This window comes from Sorangium sp. So ce281 (genome assembly GCF_051527395.1).
Classification (GTDB): Bacteria; Myxococcota_A; Polyangia; order Polyangiales; family Polyangiaceae; genus Sorangium; species Sorangium cellulosum_B.
This window is the reverse complement of sequence record NZ_CP150322.1, coordinates 3641031-3661906: the sequence shown is the minus strand read 5'-3', so window position 1 is coordinate 3661906 and position 20876 is coordinate 3641031. Positions and strand designations below refer to the sequence as shown.

Sequence of the window (20876 nt, the reverse complement as noted above, 5' to 3'; positions counted from 1 at the left end):
ATGAACCTCGCAGAACTCCTCCGGAACCGCCTACGTGCCCAGGCGGATCTCTTCGCCGCGCTCACGAACCACCCCACGGTCGTCGGTTCCGGCAGGGAGCACGCGCTTGCCGAGCTGCTCCGCGAGGTCGTTCCGCGCCGCCTGGAGGTCCTCACCGGCGCGATCGCGCGCGTGGACGATCAGGGACAGCCCCAATTGGCGACCGCGCAGGCGGACATCATGCTCGTGGACACGATCGACTATCCGATGCTTCTCCGTGTCGGGACGACGGTCGTCGCGATCCCGCAGGCGGTGCGCGCAGTGGTGGAAGTGAAGAGCGGCCTCGCGCGCGGGGCGAAGTTCATCGATGCCGTCGATCAGCTTGGACGGCTCCAGCTCGACGCCGGAGCCGACAACCCGTTCGTGACCGCCCTCTTCTCCTTCGGAGCGCCGACGAAATCGGCCACGTTCCGCGGCTGGCTCGAAGACGTCATCGAGGCGCGCGCCAAGCGCGGAAACGCCGTAACCGCTGCGTCCGACGCCGAGGCGAAGCGAACCGCACGCGAGGCGCAGGCCGCGCTCGCCCCGCCCTTCCTTCCGGACCTCCTCTTCTCGGACGAGGGTGCCATCGCCATGAAGATCGACGATGGCGGCAAGCCGGCATACCGCTTCTACGAGTGCGAGGCCGGCGCCCCCACCGCCGTCGCGTTTCTCGACCAGATGATGATGTTGACCGCGCCGCGTGTGCTCGAGACGGTCCCCGCGGACCCGGCGGTCGCCGGCCGCGTAACCAAGGCGTTCCGCCTTGTTTCGTCGTTCCTGAGGGCGCCGCTCGCGGAGGCCAAGAAATGTGCGATCCTACAGGTGGCGTAGCGAGAAAGAGCCGGGCGAGCCCATGTTCGTGACCCAGATCTACGATCGGAAGGCATTCCTCGAAAAGGCGCGCGAGATGAGCGTCGAGGTACGGATCGTACGGTCGCCCACGGTCGTCCCGGTGACCGAAGGCAGCACCGTGCTCATGCACCCGGCCATCCGAGTGCAGTACGCGATCGAGTTCCCGTCGGAGGACGGACCCGCGACCTGGATCTACCGAGAGACCCATCTCGCCGACGATCGCGGGAACATCAAGCTGGGCAGCGCGCTCCTCGCGGACGTTGAGGCGCAGAAACTGCCCCACGTCATCCTGAGCCGCAGCGGGTCGATATAGTCTTGACTCGGACGCAGCTGCCCGGTGTCAAGCAGCTGTGCTCACTTCCGCCGCTCCCCGCCGGATCCCCAGAGATTGAGGAGCGCGTGCGCAGCCGCGGGCACCCGCACGAGGCGTGGGAGCCAGCCCTTGGGTAGCAGGCGCTGGTGCCCCCCGAGCGCGGCCCGCACGGCACGCAGGCCCTTGCGGTGGGCGTGGAGGCGAGCAGCGAGGAACACCACCATTCGCCGCGCGCCTCTGGGCCCCTGGAAGCGCCGGATCTCGATGACGTGAGCTGCCTGGTACGCGTGCCACTGGCGACCGTCCTTCACCACCTGGAGCACGAGGTGGCCCTTCTCGAGGTGCTCGCAGAGAGAGGCCCCAACCCACGCGAACTCCTGAAGCTCTTCGGCACCACGACGGACGCGCCGCGCGGCCGCCGGCCGTGCGCGCTTCGCCTCACGCTCATCGTCCTCGTCCCAGTCGTTCGTCGTCAAGGGGACGACCCAGAGCGGCGGATGCTCTGGCACGCCACCCTTGCTTGAACGCCGGCGGGGGGCAGACGGCGGAGCATGCCCGATCTGCGGGGGCTTGTAGAGCTTCCGCAGCTGCCTAGCGTGTTCGGCCGTCACCTCCTCGCCGAGATGGCTCTCAACGAAGCGACGAGCTTCGGCGACGACGGCGCGGTCCGTGATCAGCACAGCTGCCTCCTGGAGCACGGAAGCCGACTGGCGGGACACGTTCATCGAGCCGAGGACAACCGTGTCCGCGAACACGAAGACCTTGGCGTGGAGGTTCTCGACGCTGTGGACGGCCACGCCACGGTTGATGAAGTAGAGGAGCTCGGCCGGGTCAGTCTGGCCCGACTTGACGGCGCGCTCGCTGGCGTCGACCACGAGACGGCTTCCGCGCTTGAGCGGCAGCAGCTTCCGCGCCCCCCGGGCGCAGTAGGCGACGGCGATATCTCCCGGCACGCGCCGCGCGAGCTTGGTGATGCGCGACCACACACCGCTCGCGATGAACTCGGTTCCCATCCCAGCACTCCCTCAGTGCCCGCGAAGCGTCGTACGCGCGTTTGTTCGCCGCGCGGCGAGCGACCGCCGTCCGCCGCTCCGACCACGTTGCCGAGCGCCCGTCCTGCGCTCCTCGCTGTTCGCGCTTCCCACCTCCGCCTTCAGCTTCACCGGCATCACCTCGGCGGGCTCGTCGTTCGGATTCCGGTGGACGAGCAGGCGCGTCGCGAGCGTCGAGGCGGTCGAAGTTCGGCGAGCGGAGCAGTTGGGGCACGTATCCAATTTTCGGCCACCGTGTCGCCTTCGTCTACACCGCCGAGTAGTGCTCGATCGAAGGCGAAGCCTCTCGGAGAAAACGACCTCGACGAGACCGTCGAGGAGTTCGTCCTCGCGAGCGACATGCTTGTGGAGGGAACGACGTCGGGAAGAGCCGCACTGGCAAACGCGTACTCGTCGGCGTGCGCGACAAGATCCTCATCGCCGTCCCCGGCTGACGGCCCGGATTGGAGCGAGGACCATGACCATCAACGCGAGGATCGTGATCACGGCCCTGGGGGCGGGAATACTAGGTTGGGCTTCCGTGGCGCGCGCCAAGGTTCCCTCCTCAGCACCCGAGGCGGATCGCGCTCCGAACGAGTTCGCCCCGGCCCTACGGCGCGGGGGATGGCCTCCGTCCGAAGCCTGGTGGCAATCGACAGCTCGTGGCACGGCGTCGTGGCCGCGGGCGGGATCCTGGAGCTCAACCCGCACCTCCATGGAGACGGCGTCCTCGGCGGCGCCGAGGCTCGGTTCGACGACGCCCTGGGCGGCATGCTGGAGCTGGGCGTTCTGTGGGGGTCGTCCGAAGGGCTTCGGGTTCGAGATGACCGGGCGCTGGACGATCCTGAGCTACGAGTACATGGGCGAGAGCAGCAACGCCAGCAGCGGGTCCGTCAACCTGACGGCCCACTTCTTCCTCTGAGGAGGAGAGGAAAGCGCCGAGCCTGGATTCGACCCCAGGCGGGCGGCGCGCCGTGCGGATCAGCGATCGTCGAGCGATTCGGTACCAGCAGCGGACTCGGTTCGTTGCGAGCCGTCAGCCATACTCGCCGAGCGCCCCTCAGCGCTCCTTGTCCTTCTTGCCGCTCGCCTTCTCGCTCTTCTTCTTGGCGTCGTTGCCCTTCTTCTTCCCGTGCTTCTCGTTCTTCTCGGGCTTCTCGGGCTTCGACTTCGACGCCACCTTCTTCGACTCGCCGCGGCCGAGCGCGATCTCCAGGCGATCGCCGCGCGCCTTCGCCTTGTAGGCGGGCACGCCGTCCTTGAACTGCAGGGTGACCTCCGCGCCGTGCGCGGTGTTGACCACGCGCACCGACGCGATGCGCTTGTCCTTGCGGGCAAGGCCGTTGCCCGACGACAGCGCCCGCCGATCGGGCAGCGAGACCGTGAAGCCCATCGCGCCGGCCGCGCCGTTCAGCTGCTCGATCGGGCCGTCCATCTTCAGCTTCAGGACGATGGGGTTCCGCACCGACCCCTGCCCCCACTCCCGCGACCCCGCCTGGTCGCCGTCGTCCGCCACTTCCACCTCGTCGTCGTCGCCCGGGCCGCCCGGGACCGCCGCGCCCGGCGCGAGCGCGCCGCCGGCCAGCGCGCCCGGATCCGCCGGCGGCGTCGGCGGCACAGGCTCCGTCGTCGACAGCGGCGTCGCGCCGAACAGCGGGACGTTGGCCGTGAGCGCGCCGCCCGGCGCGCCAGCCGGCCCCGCGGCCGCCGCGAGGGCCGGCGCGCCGGAGGACGCCGACGCCGGCAGAGCCGGCGCGCCCGCGGCCGACTCGGCCCCGGTCGAGGGCGCGTCGCCGCCCCGCAGGCCCAAGAGGCGCGCCGCCCCGAACACCACGAGCACCGCCGCCAGCCCGAGGAAGCTGCCGGCCGCGGCCGCCTTCTTGTTGAAGCGCGGCGGCTCCCCGCCCTCACCCGCCGCCTCCTCGGGCTCCTCGCGCACCAGCCGGCGCCCGCCGGACTTCAGCGCGCCGGCCGGCGGCGGCGCCGTCTTGCGGCGCGGGCCGCCGTCCTTGCCGGACCCGTCACCGTCGCCGTCGCCGGCGCGCGCGGCGCGCCGCGCCTTGATCCTCGCCACGAGGCCCGCCATCGCCGTGGCCGCGCGCGCCCCGGCGCCGGCGAGCGCGGGCGCGATCTTGCCCGCCACCGCCTTGCCCGCCATCGCGGCCTTCTCGCCGACGTCGCGCAGCCGGCCCGGCTGCGCGTCGGCAGCCTCCTCGGCGCCCGCCTCCTCGGCCGCGCTCCCCGCGGAAGACGGCGCTGCGTCGTCCGTGGAGGGCGGGGCCGCCTCGGCGCCCGCGCGCGCCTCCCGGGCCGAGAGCGCCGGCGACACGTCGCTGTCGTGATCGTCGTCCGCGTGGGCCGCCGCGCCGCCGCTCGCGCCGCCGCTCGCGCCCGAGAAGGCGCGCTCGCCCCGAGGCTCGGCCGTCGGCGCCGAGGACGGCCGCGCCATCGCGCGCTCGCCTTGATGATCGCGCGCCGGAACCGTCGGCGCCGTGGAAGGCCGCGCGGCCGCGCGCTCGCCCTGGTGATCGCGCGCCGGGACGGTCGGCGCCGACGACGGTCGCCCAGCCGCGCGCTCGCCCGGCGGCGGCGACGACGCCCGCGCCGGCGCGCCGGCGTCGTGGGAAGATCGCGCCGGGGCCGGGGGGAGCGCCTCGGGCGACGAGGGCCGCGGCCGCGGCGCCCTGGCCGCGCGGGGCGCCTCGTAGGCCAGCGTGACCACGAGCTGCGGCACGCTCGTCACCGGGTCGACCTCGACCTTCACGTGATCGATGTACGCCTCGCGGCGCGTGCCCTGATCGACCTCCTCCAGCTCGAGGGAGCGACCCACCTTGAGGAACTCCAGGTTGGAGCCGACCTCCAGGTCGTCGAGCCCGCCGCCGCGCACGCGCGCCTTCATGGGCGAGCCCAGGCCCTCGATGTGGAGCCGCACGCGGGCGCCCCGCTGCGCGGCCCCGAGCGACGCGGCGGCGGCCTGGACGGTGAGCGCCGGCGCGGGGCCCGCGGCGCCTGCGCCGCCCGGGTCGATCGACGAGCACATCGCGCGCACCGCCTCCTCCGACCCGGCGTCGAGGCCGGTGAAGCGCAGGCCGAACTCGCCGCCGCGCGCCTGCTCGGCGCGCCAGCAGACCTCGCCCTCGACGACCAGCTCCTTGCCGAGCCCGTCGAACCTGCAGATCAGGGCGTCGCCGACCCGCGGCAGGTACGCCGTGCGCAGGCGCATCCCCTCGGGAGACATGTCGATCGACTCGGCCTCGAAGCCGCCGCCCGCCGTCTCGCCGACCGCGACGAGCGCCTCGACGCGGACCCGCTGCCCGGCGCCAGCGCGCCGCTCGCCGCCGCCCTCGCGCTCCCTGTCCAAGGATTCCGGCGCCTTGCGAACGCCCTCTCCCTCTGCGCCTCGACCGTTCATACGCCCATACCTCCGCCGCGAAGCCGCGTCCGCAATCGCGGGCCCTCCGCGGTGCAGAGCGCCCATTGGCCGGCAGTACGGCGTAAGCCCCGCGCTGGCCAAGTTTTGGAGGCTCCGGCCATGCGCCACGTGCCAGGTGAACACGCGCCGCCGTGATGCGCAGCGTTGCGACGCTGGGAAGAGACGCGACGCGGGGAGCGACGGAGCAACGCGGGCGGAGGCGGTGTGCGATGGGCGGCAGGCGGTGGCAGGCAATGACAGGCGGTGACAGGCGGTGACAGACGGTGATCCAGCGCTCGCTTCGCCTGGCGTTCGGGGGGGCAAACGTGGGAAACTCTCGCGATGGGCAAGGACGAGCCCCCGCAGAACCAGGACACGCCCGCGCCCGCCGCGAATCAGGATGTCGTCTTCATCCATAGCCCCGTCGAGCAGGGGGAAGGCTTCCGGGTGATCCGGAGCCGGGAGGACCGGCTCGAGATCGGCGAGCTGCGGCCCACCGAGCACGGGCGCCCGCTGAACGGGGAGCTCGTGAAGCTGACGCAGCGGTCCGAGCACGCGCGGCTCTTCGACGTGGAGGTGCTCCTCCCGGCGGCGCGCGAGTCGCCCCGGTCAGGCCCCGCGCAGGTCGCGACCGACGCCTACCGCTCGAACTGGGAGGCGATCTTCGGCCCGCGAGAGGCGAACAAGCTCGCCAACTGAGCGCCTGCGATCGCGGGCCGTCAGCGAGGGGCCATGGCGGCGAGCTGCCGCGCCTGGCCGGTCTTCCGGAGCGCGTACGCGATCCCGCGCTGGAGCGTCCCCTGGACGACGGTCTCGCGGAGGTCGATCCCGAGGCTGACCAGCGTCTGCGACACGTGGCCTCGGATCCCGGTGATCACCGCCTCGGCGCCGAGCAGCCGCAGCGCGGTCGCGGCCCGGACGAGCGTCGCGGCGACGCTGCTGTCCACGCCCTTCACGCCCGTGATGTCCAGGATGACGACCTGCGCCGACGTGTCCGCCACGCCGCGCAGCGCCGTCTCGAGCGCCTCGTCCGCCCGCTCCGCGTCCAGGGTCCCGATGAGCGGCATGACCATGATCTGGTCGGTGATCGGGATGAGCGGCGTCGACAGCTCGGCGAGCCGCTCGCGCTGCACCCGGATGAGGTCCTCCTGGAGGGCGGCGCGCGCCCGCTCGGCGCTCTCCCGCTCGACGAGCTCCGCCTCCAGCTGCACCTTCGCCGCGGAGAGCTCCGCGGTGCGGGTGGCGACGGCCGCCTCGAGCGCGTCGTTGGCCCTGCGGAGCTCGTCGCTCGCCGCCTGGACGCGCGCGTAGAGCAGCGCGTTCTTCACGGCGATGGCGGCCTGCGCGGCGACGAGCTCGAGCACGTCGAGGCGGGCGGGCGAGAACACCTCGGGCGCGGCGTTGTTCTCCAGATAGAGGACGCCCGAGATCTCCCCCTGGCTCACCATGGGCAGCGCGAGCACCGATCGCGGCTTGCGCGCCGCGACGTAGGGGTCGCCGTCGAACCGCCCGTCCTGCGCGGCGTCGGCCACGACGACGGCGCTCCCGGTGCGCATCGCGAGCTCGACCACCCGGGCTGCGGCGGCGCCGCTCTCGCGCACGGGCGTGGACGGGCCGACGCGCACCTCGCCCTCGTCCTCGGCGACGGCCTCCACGCGCGGCCCGCCCTCGTGGTCCAGGATCAGCGCGCCCCGCTGGGCGCCGACGCTCTCGATGGCGAGCCGGAGCAGCCGCGTCATCACGCGGCCGAGGTCGATCTCGCGCGCCACCGCCTGCGCGGCGCGGATGAGCGCCGCCGCGTCGAGCAGCGCCACGCGCCGCGCGCCCGTCTCGATCGTCGACGAGGCGACCGAGGTCAGGCTCGACAGGACGCTCGCGGACGCGGGCTGGCCCGCCGCCGCGCGGGGGAGCAGCTCGACGTACGCCTCCTCCATCTGCCGCACCTTGGCCGTGGCGCCCCAGCGCGCGTAGGCCTGGTAGGCCTCGACGAGGCACGAGCGCGCGAGCCGCGGCATGCGCCTCGCCGCGAGGAACCTGCCGCAGAGCTCGCTGACGAGCGCGCGGTAGCGCACGTACCCCGCCTGCTCCGCCGCGTCGCTCGCCTGCTGGTAGAGCTCGAGGATCGGCTCCAGCGCCTCCCCGGCGACGCGCGCGCGCTCCGCCCGGACGAGCAGCTCCAGGTGCCGGAGCTCGGGGCAGTCCCGCGCGAGGACGGCGAGCTTGTCGTGGCTCGACGCGAGCATCTCGGCCAGCGCGCCGCCCTCCTCCCCGCTCGCCCGAGGGCCGAGCGCCAGGAGGGTGAGGCAGGTGTAGAGCGGCAGATCGACGATGCCGATGTACTGGCCCGTCAGGGCGCGGGCCCGCTCGTGCGCGCGGCGCGCCATCCGCAGCGCGCCCTCGTGATCGCCGTAGAGGTACGCGAGCGCGAGCTTGTTCGTGTAGTAGAAGCCAGCGACGATCGCGAAGGCCACCCCATCGAGCTTCGGCACGAAGGCGTCCTCGTCGAAGCCGGCGTCGCTCAGCGTGCCGCGGTCCAGCGTGCGCCCCTCGAGGTTCTGGATCACCTGCAGCGCGACGGTCTGGACCGCCGTCGACAGCGCGTCCTTCGTGCGGGAGGTGAAGCGCAGGAACCCGCCGACGTCCTCGCGCACGCGCCGGAGCTCGCCTTCCAGGCTGAGCTTCATCTGGGCGACGATGTTGGAGGCCGCCGACGCGAACATGAAGTCGCCGGTCTCCATCCCGGCGACCCGCGCCCGCTGGAGGACCTCGAGCGCCTCGCGCTGCGGCCTCGAGTGGTTCATGACGACCCCGTAATTGAAGTCGACCTTCGCCCTGATGGCGTCGATCCGGTACCTGTCGTTCAGGGCGACGCCCATCCGCACGATCCTGTAGCCCTCGTGCGGCTGGCCCCAGAACGCGGCCAGGTAGAAGCCGTGGAGCGCGTACGCCACGCTGGCCATCGGCGAGATCCCGTGCCGGAGCGACAGGTTCGCCATCCTGACGGCGAGGAGCTGGGCCAGCGGCGGGTTGACGATGTACGCCGAGGGCGAGCCGTAGCCGAGCATCTCCACCACGACCCTGACGTGCGGATCGGCGAGCTCCGGGCCCGCGCAGACGTCCTCGCCCCGCCGGGCGGCGAAGCCGCGCTCGGCCTCGGCGAGCTCCGCGCGGAGCGCGGCGGCGAGCGCCTCGCCCTCGGTGGGCACCTCCATGCCGAAGAGGCGCAGGCCCTGGAGCGCCACCGCGAGCGAGTCCCACCAGCGGTGCTGCGCGTTGTAGAGGACCATCCGCATGCAGTAAACGCGCGCGCGCTCCGCGTCCGAGGCGGCGCGCTCGAGGAGGGCGTCGAAGAGCGCCTCCGCCTCGTCGCAGCGGCCGCTCAGGTACGCGCACTCGGCCTTCGCGGCATAAATGTCGAAGATGTCGAAGATGTCGAAGACGCCGGAGGCGAGGCCCGCCCCGCCGGCCCATGGATCCGGGCCGAGCGCGGACGCCGCGGCGCTCAGGTAGCCGAACGCGGCGTCGTACGCGGTCGCCGCCTGCGCGCGCCGCCCCGCGGCCAGGTTGAGCCGCGCGAGCTCGCCGCGCTCCGCCGCGCCCTCGATCAGGTCCGCGGCGAGGTTCAGGTGCCCGACGACGACGAACAGATCCTCGTCGCTCGGGTCCTCGCCGAGGCTCGCCGCGAGCAGCCGGCCGATGCGGTGGTGCAGCCGCTTCCGCTCCTGCTCGTCGATGAGCGCGTACGCCGCCTGCTGGACGCGATCGTGCAGGAACCGGTACGACACGCGGAACGAGGGGTCCTCGAGCAGCCTGCCCGCGACCGCCGCGTCGCCGGCGTGGACGAAGCGGTACTCGGGATCGAGGGGCACGACGAGGCCCTCCCGCAGGGCCCCCCAGAGGGCCGCGGCCACCTCGCCCGGGGGCTGCTCGGCGACGAGCGCGAGCGTCCGGAGGTCGAAGCGGTGGCCCACGCAGGCGGCGAGCCGGAGGGCGCGCTGCGCGCCGGGCGCGAGCCGCCGGATCTTCGCGGCCATCAGCTCGACGACGCCCTCCGCGCCCTCCGCGCTCCGGGCGCGCTCGAGGCTCCACGCCCACGCCCCCGCGGCCGGATCGAAGCGCACGATCCCCTCCCCGGCGAGGGCGTGCAGGAGCTGATGGATGAAGAACGGGTTGCCCGCGGTCCTCTCCAGGATGAGCGCCGCGAAGGCGTCCGTGTCCTCGAGGCGGCAGCGCAGGGCGTCGGCGAGGAGCCGGCGGATGTCCTCGATCTCGAGCGGCCCGAGCCACACCTCGGAGGCGGACGCGCCCGCCGCGCGCAGGCCGTGGATGAGCCTCGCCAGCGGGTGGGCGTCGTCGACCTCCTGGTCGCGGTAGGCGCCGATCACGAGCGTCCCGCGGGCGTCGGGATCGGTCATCAGGAGCTCGAGGAGCTTCAGCGAGGCGGGGTCGGCCCACTGGAGGTCGTCGATGAAGAGCACGAGGAGGTGCTCCTCCGTGACGGCGCGGACGAAGGCCTGGAACGCCACGCTGAAGCGGTTCTTCGACTCGGTCGGCCCGAGCGGCTGCGCGGGGGGCTGGGGGCCGATGATGCGCTCGAGCTCGGGGATCACGTCGATGACGACCTGCCCGATCGAGCCGAGCGCGGCGCTCAGCCGGGCCTTCCAGCGCGCCGCGGGCTCCTCGCCCTCCGACAGGATGCGCTCGCACAGCTCGCCGAACGCCTGCGCGATGGCGGCGTAGGGGGTGCGCTGCTTGAGCTGGCCGAACTTCCCCGAGACGAAGTACCCGGGCCGCCGCGCGAGCACCTTGTAGACCTCGCGGACGAGGGCGGACTTGCCGACGCCGGCGTGGCCGGAGATGAGGAACAGCTCGACGGCGCCGGCCGCCGCGCGCTCGCACGCGGCCACGACGGCCTGCGTCTCGGCCTCGCGCCCGTAGAGCTTCTCGGGCAGCCAGAGCCGGCCGCCCGCGTCGCGCTCGCCGAGCGGGAAAGGGTCGACGCGGCCGTCGGCCTCGTACCTCCGGAGGCACTCCTCGAGATCGGCGCGCAGCGCCTCGGCGCACGGGTACCGATCCTCGGCGGCCTTGGAGAGGAGCTTCATGACGAGATCGGAGACGACGCGCGGGATCTCGGCCGACGCGACGTGCGGCGGCGTCGGCGTCCTGGCCAGGTGGCAGTGCACGAGCTCCATGGCGCTCGGCGCGGTGAACGGAGGCGCGCCCGTGAGCAGCTCGTAGAGGGTGACGCCCAGCGAGTAGAGGTCCGTCCGGCAGTCGAGGCTGCGGTTCATCCAGCCCGTCTGCTCGGGTGACATGTACGGGAGGGTCCCCTCCGCGGCGTCCGGGTTCTCGGCCCTCGGCGCCTCCTGCGACAGGCGCGTCGCGATCCCGAAGTCGGAGAGCTTGACCACCAGCGGATCGAGGCGGACGAGGAGGTTGTGCGGCTTGATGTCCTTGTGAATGATGCCCGCGTGGTGCAGCGACGCGAGGGCGTCCGCGACGTGGATGCCGATCCGCAGGGTCGTGCCCAGCCCGAGCCTCTCGCTCCGCAGGACGATGTCGAGCGACGCGCCGCCGAAGTCCTCCAGGACGAGCACGGGCCCCCCATCGCTCTCCTCGACGTCGAGGACGCGGAGGACGCCCGGGTGCGCGATCTCGCGCGTGATCACCTGCTCGTGGCGGAGCCTCGCGATCGCGCGCGGCGACGCCCGCCCGGCGCTCGGTCCCTTCAGCACGACGGGCTGCCCGTCCGACGCGCGGCGCGCGCGGCGCACGGTGATCATCGTCCCCTCGTGGAGGATGGCCTCCGCGGCGTAGCCCTGCGGCAAGCTCGCCGATCCGATGACATGAACCGCCCCGTGTGTCGTCATGCGTACAGGTTACGACCGATACGGAACCTGTCGTGACAGCGTTCGACGCCGCGTCGGGAGCCGCCGCGGCCGAAATCAGTAGTCCAGCTCACATGTCATCGATATTCCTCAATCGTTACCTTGTCTCGAGCTCCTCCGGTGCGCGGGCGTGCGGAATCTTGAGCCGCGGCGGACCGCTGGAGAACACTGCTGAGCGTGTTCCCGACGCGCCGGTCGACCGTCCCGCCCTTGACAGCGGTGGCGCCCTTCACGCAAAGGCGGGGCGTGCAGGCGCTACCGCTGGCGGCGACCGACGACGAGGCGCTCGCGCGCGCCGCCGCGCAGGGGCACCCAGGCGCCGCGCCGATCCTCTGGCAGCGGTTCGCGCCGCTCGTGCGCCGGATCCTGACGCGCACCCTCGGGCCGAGCGACGAGGTCGACGATCATGTGCAGGACACATTCCTGCGCTTCTTCCGCGTGGCGAAGGACCTCAGGGACCCTTCGCTGCTCTCGAGCTTCATCGTCGGCATCGCGGTGCGCGTGGCGCGCGCCGAGCTGCGGCGCAGGCGCGTGCGGCGCTGGCTCCAGCTGTCGCCCTCGGGTGAGCTCCCGGACCTGGGGGGCGCGCAGCAGGATCCGCAGGGGCGCGCGGCGCTCACGCGGCTCTACCGCATCCTCGACCAGGTCGACGACAGGTCCCGGACGCTCTTCGTGCTGCGGTTCATCGAGGGGCTCGAGCTCACCGAGATCGCCGCCGCGCTCGGCTGCTCCCTGGCCACGACGAAGCGCCACCTCGCGCGCGCGTCCCACCGGATCCTCACCGCCGCGGAGCGCGATCCCGCGCTCTCGGCCTACCTCACCAACGCCCCGCAGGACCTCGATCGGCCCGGGACCCTCCCCGCCGACGGAGGAGATCGCGATGAATGAAGCGGAGAAGCTGAGCCGGCTCGCGGACCTCGCGCGGAGCGGCGTCCCCGCGGACGTCGACGCGGCGCACGACGCCGCCGAGCGCGCCCGCTTCGTGGAGGCGGTGAGCCGCGGCGCGGGCCGCGCGGGAGCCCTGGGCCGCGCGGGCGCGTGGCTGCGCGCCTCGCCCCTGTGGAGCGCGCTCTCCGGGCGGCCGCGGTGGAGCTTCGCGCTCGCCGGCGCGGCGGCGCTCGCGCTCGCGCTCGTCACGCTCTGGCCGGCGCGGCCGCTCGACTACGCCGTCGAGGGCGCGCCTTCCGCCGCGGGCCGGTACATCGCCGCGACGGCCGGCGAAGAGGCGCGGCTCCGCTTCACGGACGGCACCTCCGTCGCGCTCTCGCCGGGCAGCGCCATGCGCGTGGTCGACGTCGACGCGGCCGGGGCGCGCATGCTGCTCGAGGACGGCCGCGCGTCGCTGCGCGTCACGCGGCGGCCGAAGGCGCGCTGGTCCGTCGAGGCGGGGCCGTTCGCGGTGCTGGTCACCGGCACGGCGTTCGACGTGTCCTGGAGCCGCGGCGACGGCACGCTGCGCGTCGATCTGCACGAGGGGAGCGTGACCGTGCGCGGGCCGCTCGCGCCCGACGGGCTGCCGCTCCGCGCCGGGCAGCGGCTCGTGGCGCGGATGCGCGAGGGCGACGTGCAGATCTCGAGCGGCGACGCCGCGAGCGCGGCGGACCCGGCGCCGAAGGCGCTGCCGCCCGCGGGCACGGCGGCGCAGCCCCGGGAGGAGAAGACCATCGGACCTGGCGGCGCTGGGGGCGGCGACGCCGGGGTCGTACGGCCGGAGGGCTCGCGGGCAGAGGGGGCGCCCGCGAGCTCTCCGACGGACGGTCCGGGGCCGGCGGCGCCGGCCGGCGCGGCGGCGGCGCCGAGCTGGGCCCAGCGCGTGGCGGCGGGGGATTTCCGGGCGGTCCTGGCCGAGGCGGAGCAGCGCGGCCTCGGGGGGGTGCTCGAGCGGGGCTCGCTGGACGACCTTGTCGCCCTCGGGGACGCGGCGCGGTACGCGCGGCGCGGCGACGTGGCGCAGCGCGCGCTCTCGGCGACGCGCAAGCGGTTCCCGGGGACGAGCCAGGGCAAGGCGGCGGCCTTCCTGCTCGGCCGCCTGATCGACGACGGCGGCGCGCCCGAGGCGGCCGTCGCCTGGTACGACACGTACCTCGCCGAGTCGCCGGGCGGCCCGTTCGCGGCCGAGACGCTCGGCCGCAAGATGGTGGCGGTCGAGCGCACGGCCGGCCGGGCGGCGGCGCGCCCCATCGCGGAGCTCTACCTGAAGCGCCACCCGCGCGGCGCGCACGAGCCCGTGGCGCGCGATCTCCTCACGCCGTGACGCCCGGGGTGCTAGTTCGAGCGGCTCAGCGGGTACTTGTAGAAGTTCTGCGCCCACTCGATGGTCCAGATCGTCGGCTCCACGTACACGTTCTTGTCCGCGCCGAGGATCATGCCCCGCTTCATCTTCGCCATCGCCGTCAGGAAGACCTTGCGATCGTCCTCCATGCGCGGCCGCATCACGGTCGACGGGGGATACAGCTCCTTGACCTGGGCCACCGTCGCCGCGTCGTTGATCCACCCGTCGACCCCGTGCTCGCCCTTCGGGAGGCGCGAGCCGCCGGCGTCCAGCCAGTCGCGTAGGTCGTTGTTGCCTCGGTTCATGCCGTCGGCATGGCAACCGATGCAGGAGCTGCCGGTGTTCAGGCGGCGGTCCTGGGTGGCGAAGCCCAGCGTGCTGTTGATCTGCGCGTCCGAGGCGTTCCGGAGGAGGCGCGGATCGCGCACGATGTTGCCGAAGGCGTCGACGCGGCGCTGGTTGATGCCGCCCCAGAGGGAGTACCCCTGAAGGCCGTTCGGCAGATCCCAGATCACCTCCTCCGCCGACTGCTGGAGGCCGTCGGTCCCGGTGTAGTAGCGGCAGTTCAGGTAGCTGCCGCCGGCGTAGCTCGGCGCCCCGTCGCACCCCGGCGGCTCCGTGCCGTTCGGCTGAGCCAGCGTCGCGATGAAGCTGTAGTTGCTCGCCGAGCCGCCGGCCCCGCTGATGAACTTGGGGATCGGGTGCGCCCAGAAGGGGAACCGGATCTGGCCTGTCTCGTACGCCTGCTCGATGGTGGTCACGCCGTCGAGCTGCCCGGAGAAGACGTCCCACGTCTTCCAGTAATACCCGCCGCTCTTCGTCCTGGCCCTGTAGTACATGCGGGAATCGACGGTGATGGCCTGCTTCGTGAGCATGTACTCGTACGACTTGATCCCCGCGTCCTTGATGACGCCGAGCTCGGCCTCGAGATCCTGCGCGTACCAGGGGATCGCCATGATGGCGTTGTAGACGTCCGGGCGTGTCAGCGTGTAGACGAGCTGGCTCGCCTCGATGTAATCCGTCTTGAAGCCGTTGACGTTGGGCGGCAGCACCTGGCTGTCCGTCGCGCCCTCCACGTTGCCGGCGAGGACGCGCCCCCAGACGAGCCTGGCGAAGCTCGGATCCACCTGGACCGTCGATGTGTATCTGTAGCGCTCCCTGAACGTGACGTCGGAGCCGACGGGCTCACCCAGGTAGTTGACGGAGGTCCTCCCGAAGAAGACGTCGTCGTCCGATCCGCCGAAGTGGAGCTTCGTGACCCCCTTGTTGTAGCCCCAGTAGTTGCGGGTATCGAAGCGGTAGACCATGCCCTTGCCGTTGATGTCCACCGGGTTGACGATCGTCGGGGCCCAGCGCGCGGTCGAGTTCAGGGCCTTCGACAGCCCCACGCGGGCCACGTTGAGCTCCTCTGCGCTGACGCCCGCGTTGTGGAGCTCGTGCAGCGAGGCGTACTTGATGAACTCCGCGTCCGCCGCGGCGACGGTGGCCTTGTCCGTCGCGATCCACGCCTTCACCTGGTCCTCGGTGACCTTCTCGCCGGCCGCGACGGGGCGCGGGGTGACCGGCAGGGTCGGCGCGACGGCGTTCGCCCACGCCGTGACGGCGTTGAGCATCTGCGTGTTCGCGTCTCTGCAGCTCGTGCCGAAGCAGTTGTGCCGGTCGATGCCCATCCGGACCACGAGCTTGGAGTCCGCCGGCTTCTTGAAGTTGACGCGCGTGAGCGCGTACTCGTGGGCCAGCGCCGGATCGACGTCGGCGTGCATGGGCGCCTGGGCCTTGCCCGTCGAGCTGTGGCAGCCAGAGCAGTTGGCGGTCAAGAGCGGGTAGACCGTCGTCTTGAAGGCCTCCAGCGACGCGGCCATGTTGAAGTTCATCTCCTTCGGAAGACAGACGGCCTCGACGTTCTTACCGCCCTTCCCGTCCGGGATCTGGCTGTAGCCGAGCGTGCAGCCCGACGCCGGGTTGACCCCCGTGTCGGCGTCGCCGCCGCCGGAGCCGCCGGAGCCGCCCGAGCCGCCAGCACCGCCGGAGCCGCCCGAGCCGCCCGAACCACCGACGCCGGTGCTCGCGCTGCTGGAGCTGGTCGAGCTGCTGGAGCTCGTCGAGCTGCTGGAGCTGGTCGAGCCACCGGCGCCGCCAGCGCCGCCGGCCCCGCCCGAACCACCGCCGCCGGTGCTCGCGCTGCTGGAGCTGCTGCTTGAGCTGCTGCTCGCGCTGCTTGAGCTGCCCCCCACGACCTTGAACGTGAACTTCTGGTTGTCGCCGTTCGCCCAGCTGTACTGCTGGAGGCCGGCGCCCTCTGCCGTCGACCGCCCGATGACGTCGAGCGCCTTGTTGCTGTTTCGGGCCATGATCCGCTGGGCGTTGTTGCCGACGTCCACGAACGAAAATTGCTGGCTCGTGGCGTTGCCGCAGCTGGATTGGACGACGCTGGCGCCGTTCGCCGTCGATCCACCGTTGATCCCGAGGCAGCGGCCGCTGTTCACGTTCCGCAGCCGGAAGTATCCGCTCCCCGCGGACTCCGCCCGGAACTGCTGTCGCGTGGAGCCGTTGCACGTGGCGATCTGCGCAGCCGCCGAGCTCGCCGTGCTGCCCCCGCGTATCTCGACGCACTTGTTGCTCTGCACGCCGACGAGCGTGTAGGCCGCGTTCGGGTCGATCGTGAGGCTCTCCTCGAGCGCGTCGCCTTGCTCGCTGCCGGTGTCGTCCAGACCAGCGATGCATGAGACGGCGAGAAGGCTCGTCGCGGAGGCAAGCAAGGCGCTCCTTGATGCGAATCTCATGTTGTTCTCCTCTATCAAGTAAGAAGTACGGTCTATCTACAGCTCGACGCTGCCCTTGCGCTGGTCAGGGGCTCTCGACACGCAATGCGCGACGAAGGCTCCGGAGGGACGGCCGCGGTGGTCATCGGTCATCGCCCCCCCAGGGGATCTCGATCGCGAGGTGCGGAGCTGGAGGACTCGTTCGACAGGCGGTCAGGCACCGCTAAGAGGATTACTCTTGTCCCGTACCGTGTTGCGAGTCAAGCCAATCATGCGTCCCGCCGCGTCATTTGCATGTTCGTTTGCGTGGTAGCTCGCGTGAGCGTTCACATGCTCGAACCCACGTTCGTTTGCGTGATCGTTTGCGTGATCGTTTGCGCGATCGTTTGCGCGATCGTTTGCGCGATCGTTTGCGCGATCGTTTGCGCGATCGCTTATAAATCCGCGCAAACACGCACGAATTTGCGCATCTCCGCGCCGGTCTCCCGCCGTCGATCCTCTTCACCTTGCCGCGCATCTGTCCATCTCGTTCACTTTACCGGCATTTATGAACGACTATTTACGAAGCCACGACCACGACAGTTGATGGCCAATGGCCTGTGCCGCAATGTCCCACATCGACCGAGACATTTGGCTTCTCGCGCCCTTCTCGCCCGTGCCACTGAACGGGTCGAGTCTCGCCTGAACGAGAGTTGCCGCGGCACCCCTGGATCATCGGATGACCAGGGATTCGCCATGCGTTGATTCCTGCACAAATCCAGGCAGGTCGCTCCCCCGAGGCGGTGCCCGGAGGGGCACGGGGCGGATCGCCAAGGGCCCAGGGCAAGGAGAGAGCGTCAGGTGATGGTCAACATTGACAATTTGAGAACAATTTGTCAAGTTCAGGCCTTGACGGTCTGCGCGCCGATCGCAAAGCTCGTCCGGTGCGTGAGCGAGCCACCCTGGCCGAGCGCGCGCTCCCCCCGGAGGAGCCCACGCCTCCTCCGGCGACCAGGCCGCGGAATGGTCGCCTTCAAGGTCGTGTTCTGTCTCGCCAGGCACCGCGCCTGGCAGGAGGTCGTCCCCTCATGAACGATTCACGGCGTCGCAAAGGGCTGCGGCTCGAGCGGGCGCGCGCTTCAACCCAGTTCAAGGACGGCAAGTTCGAGAACCCGTCGGGCGCCGGCCCCACCATGACCAAGGGCTCGACGCTGCCCGTGCTCGGCGAGTTCTTCTTCCGCCGCGGCCGGCGGGAGCCGCCCGCGCCGCTGCCCGTCGTGCGGCCCCACGAGACCTGGACCCGGCAGAGCGACACCGGACTGCGGGTCACCTGGCTCGGCCACAGCACCGTCCTCCTCGAGCTCGATGGCCGCCGGGTCCTCACCGATCCGGTGTTCGGCGAGCGCGCCTCGCCGGTCTCCTTTGCCGGCCCGCTGCGCTTCCACCCGGTCCCGGCCGCGCTCGACGAGCTGCCGCCGCTCGACGCGGTCCTGCTCTCCCACGACCACTTCGATCACCTCTGCGCGCCGACGATCGAGGCGCTGGCCCGCACGCGCGTCCCCATCGTCACGCCCCTCGGCGTGGGCGCGCTCCTCGAGGCGCTCGGCGTCGACCCGGCCCGGATCACCGAGCTCGACTGGCACGAGCGCGCGGAGATCGGCGGCGTCCGCTTCACCGCGACGCCCTCTCAGCACTTCTCGGGCCGCGGGCCGACGAGCCGCAACGCGACGCTCTGGGCTTCATGGGTCATCGAGGCGGAGCGGCGCAAGGTCTTCTTCTCCGGCGACACCGGGCTGTTCCCCGGGTTCGAGGACATCGGCAAGCAACACGGCCCCTTCGACCTGGTGATGCTCGAGGTCGGCGCGTACCACCCTGCGTGGGGGACCATCCACCTCGGCCCCGAGAACGCGCTGACCGCGTTCGAGATGCTCGGCGGCGGCACGCTCCTGCCCGTCCACTGGGGCACCTTCAACCTCGCCCTCCACGACTGGGACGAGCCGGCCGAGACGCTGCTCTCCCTGGCCAACGAGCGCGGCGCGCGCGTCGTGACCCCCCGGATCGGCGCCGCGTTCGAGCCCGAGCGCGTCGGGGCGCCGACCCCGTGGTGGCGGGCGGTCGCGGGCCCGCGGTGACGGACGGCGGCCAGCCCCGCTCCGCCGGAGGGCCGCGCCGCGCCTCGCGCGGTCACGCCGCCCGGGGCCTCGTCTCGGGCGAGGGCGGCGTGAGCTGCTCGACGGTGTAGGCGTACTCGTAGGTCTTGCGGAACTCGCGCCAGCTCCGGAGCTGCGGCATCCACTCGTCGTCCCGCAGCGCGCTGAGCAGGAGCAGGATGCGCGACTCGGAGGACAGCCGTATCACGGCGTCGCGCGTCTCCTCCGCAGCCATGCAGAGCTCGAGATCGGTCGCCGTGCGGATCCCGTGCGCCTTCAGCCTCGAAAGGATGCTCGACGGCGCGTTCCGGGCCGGCTCGGCCTCGTCTCGCGCGTGGAGATACAGGATCGCCTGATCCACGAGGTCGACAAGGCGCGGGGCCGGGATGCGCGTGCGCAGGATCAGCTCGATCAGGTTGTGGTGCGCGAGGTTCTCGATGTTCTCGATGCCCTCCTCGAGCAGGCGCGCCTTGTCGTAGAGCGTGATGCCCTCGAGGTGGGTCAGCGGGTCGCGGTCCTTCAGGGTCGGGACGAAGAAGGTGACCATGCGTGTCTTGAGCAGGTCATGGAGAACGGCGAGCCCGGTGTCCGGGACGATGCCAATGAAGAAGGCGAGCAGGAGCAGGTGCCAGGGCGCGTTGTCGATGGGCGCCGCGCCGCCCGAGGGCGAGGCGCCCTCGAACGTCTTGCTCATGACCCAGGCCAGGATCGTGGCGATGATGATGCGCACGGAGATGTGGCTGTACGCCTTGGGCCCGAGATCCGCCCGCACATAGCGGCGGAATACCATGTTGAGCGCGAAGAAATACGTCCCGAGGAACGCGAACGTGAAGGCGGTCCGGTTGGGGATGAACAGGGAGTGAAGCTCGACCGGCTTGTCCCCCAGCGTCTCCGCCACGGACGCCACCGTCGGCAGCGCCGAGATCACCCAGCCGACCGAGAGGAGGAACGTGCTGAGGATGATCGGGACGAAGAACAGCGGACCGCGCCGGGTGTCCAGCGCGTCCTTCATCAGCGGAGAATAGGCCCGCTCCGCCTCGTCGATCGTGCGGAGCGCGGGGTCGAGCCGCAGCACGTCGCGGTGAAACTGCTCCTTCACCACGTTCCGGCGCTGCTCCGCGAACAGAAAGAACAGGAGCGCGGGCAGCGTCGCCGCGGCGCCGATGAACAGCGCAAAGAGGAGCAGCAGCGCCATGCTGCGCATCGATAGCGTGAAGATCTCGTGAAGGCGCTTCTCGGCCTGCAAGAGGACCGTGGCGGCGGGGATGCCGAAGCCCACCAGGCACACCCCCAGCATGCCGATCGCGCGCCAGAACTGGTCGCGCAGCATCAACGCGGTGCTGCGATGGCGATGCCGGGCCCAGCGCTCCAGCGACGGGAACACGGTGAACGCGATCATCCCGACGCCGACCGCGCCGAAGGCCAGGCGGGCCCAGCCGTCCAGGGTGACCATGAACAGCGACGTGAGCCCCCCGAGGACCAGCACCCCCGCGATGGCGGCGGCGTCGAGGCTCGGCTCTTCGGACTGGACCGGGGCGCGCTTCTCCACATAACCACGCTCGAGCCAGACGCTCAGATCCAGCCCCTGCGCCGCCGTCTCCGTCGTGCGCACCACGTCGAAAGGCGCCACGACGAGATCGCTGCCTTCGCGCCGGATGCAGATCCGGCGAGCCGTCTTGTTGACGAGCTCGATCTCCTCGGCGGGCGGCGCCTGCCGTACGTCCCCTCGCCCGCTGGGCGGCCGCCGCGCCCGCTCTGGCCTGGAAGGGGGCTGCCCTGCCTCCGGCGAGGCCTCCTGATGGCCTGACTGCCCCTGCCGGCCCCCGGTCGTCGGGCTCACGAGCACCAGCGGACCGCCTTCGCGCTTCGAATCCGAGCCGCTGTGTTGGCGCGACGGCAGCTGCTGCAGATCCTCGATCTCCCCATCTGCCATGGCGTTTCCCCTCGATCGGCGCGGTCGCCCCCTGATCCCTGCGGCGGCGCCTCGACGGCAGGTTGGGGTCCAGTCGAGCTTATGCCCATCGACGCTCCTCCGCGAGAGCGCGCCGCATCGTGGAGGTCCTCCCGGTCGTGGCCCGTCCGGACGGACGCTGCGGGATCGCCGTGGCTCGGCTCCTCGGCTACTCGCCGGGCCCCGTGCCCCCTCCCCTTCCCCTTCCCCTTCCCCTGGCCCCACCCGTTCGCGGCGATGCGCCT

General features: G+C 71.8%; 12 protein-coding genes. 6 read left to right on the top strand and 6 right to left on the bottom strand.

Annotated features, from left to right (window positions below):
* Nucleotides 1-30: 30 nt before the first annotated feature.
* Complete coding sequence (locus WMF27_RS13995) at nucleotides 31-195, bottom strand: hypothetical protein (RefSeq protein WP_437770011.1); 165 nt, start codon at nucleotides 193-195, stop codon at nucleotides 31-33.
* Between WMF27_RS13995 and WMF27_RS13990 the strand changes: the two genes are divergently transcribed.
* Nucleotides 115-852, top strand: a complete 738-nt coding sequence (locus tag WMF27_RS13990; RefSeq protein ID WP_437769850.1) for a DUF6602 domain-containing protein — start codon at nucleotides 115-117, stop codon at nucleotides 850-852. The genes WMF27_RS13995 and WMF27_RS13990 overlap by 81 nt on opposite strands.
* 22 nt (nucleotides 853-874) lie before the next feature.
* A complete protein-coding gene (locus WMF27_RS13985; protein WP_437768376.1) occupies nucleotides 875-1186 on the top strand; it encodes a hypothetical protein in 312 nt (103 codons plus the stop codon).
* Between the two features lie 41 nt (nucleotides 1187-1227).
* On the opposite strand, the gene WMF27_RS13980 is transcribed toward WMF27_RS13985, so the two are convergent.
* Both WMF27_RS13980 and WMF27_RS13975 read right to left on the bottom strand, forming a co-directional pair.
* Nucleotides 1228-2199 carry a phospholipase D family protein gene (locus WMF27_RS13980; protein WP_437944187.1) on the bottom strand — a complete coding sequence of 324 codons (972 nt, stop codon included), beginning with the start codon at nucleotides 2197-2199 and terminating at the stop codon, nucleotides 1228-1230.
* Between the two features lie 1078 nt (nucleotides 2200-3277).
* Nucleotides 3278-5578 carry a PilZ domain-containing protein gene (locus WMF27_RS13975; protein ID WP_437768379.1) on the bottom strand — a complete coding sequence of 767 codons (2301 nt, stop codon included), beginning with the start codon at nucleotides 5576-5578 and terminating at the stop codon, nucleotides 3278-3280.
* Between the two features lie 393 nt (nucleotides 5579-5971).
* On the opposite strand from WMF27_RS13975, the gene WMF27_RS13970 reads away from it, so the two are divergent.
* On the top strand, nucleotides 5972-6328 hold the full coding sequence (locus WMF27_RS13970) for a hypothetical protein (protein WP_437768380.1): 357 nt from the start codon (nucleotides 5972-5974) through the stop codon (nucleotides 6326-6328).
* A gap of 20 nt (nucleotides 6329-6348) precedes the next feature.
* Here the strand turns inward: WMF27_RS13970 and WMF27_RS13965 are convergent, their stop codons facing one another.
* On the bottom strand, nucleotides 6349-11499 hold the full coding sequence (locus tag WMF27_RS13965; RefSeq protein ID WP_437768381.1) for an AAA family ATPase: 5151 nt from the start codon (nucleotides 11497-11499) through the stop codon (nucleotides 6349-6351).
* A 264-nt stretch (nucleotides 11500-11763) separates the two neighbouring features.
* Between WMF27_RS13965 and WMF27_RS13960 the strand changes: the two genes are divergently transcribed.
* Both WMF27_RS13960 and WMF27_RS13955 read left to right on the top strand, forming a co-directional pair.
* A complete protein-coding gene (locus tag WMF27_RS13960; RefSeq protein ID WP_437768382.1) occupies nucleotides 11764-12405 on the top strand; it encodes an RNA polymerase sigma factor in 642 nt (213 codons plus the stop codon).
* On the top strand, nucleotides 12398-13771 hold the full coding sequence (locus tag WMF27_RS13955) for a FecR domain-containing protein (RefSeq protein ID WP_437768383.1): 1374 nt from the start codon (nucleotides 12398-12400) through the stop codon (nucleotides 13769-13771). Before WMF27_RS13960 ends, WMF27_RS13955 begins: the two co-directional genes overlap by 8 nt.
* An 11-nt stretch (nucleotides 13772-13782) precedes the next feature.
* On the opposite strand, the gene WMF27_RS13950 is transcribed toward WMF27_RS13955, so the two are convergent.
* Nucleotides 13783-16572 carry an RICIN domain-containing protein gene (locus tag WMF27_RS13950; RefSeq protein WP_437768384.1) on the bottom strand — a complete coding sequence of 930 codons (2790 nt, stop codon included), beginning with the start codon at nucleotides 16570-16572 and terminating at the stop codon, nucleotides 13783-13785.
* A 1046-nt stretch (nucleotides 16573-17618) separates the two neighbouring features.
* Between WMF27_RS13950 and WMF27_RS13945 the strand changes: the two genes are divergently transcribed.
* Nucleotides 17619-18662, top strand: a complete 1044-nt coding sequence (locus tag WMF27_RS13945; protein ID WP_437768385.1) for an MBL fold metallo-hydrolase — start codon at nucleotides 17619-17621, stop codon at nucleotides 18660-18662.
* Between the two features lie 52 nt (nucleotides 18663-18714).
* On the opposite strand, the gene WMF27_RS13940 is transcribed toward WMF27_RS13945, so the two are convergent.
* Nucleotides 18715-20613 carry a hypothetical protein gene (locus WMF27_RS13940; RefSeq protein WP_437768386.1) on the bottom strand — a complete coding sequence of 633 codons (1899 nt, stop codon included), beginning with the start codon at nucleotides 20611-20613 and terminating at the stop codon, nucleotides 18715-18717.
* Nucleotides 20614-20876: the final 263 nt, after the last annotated feature.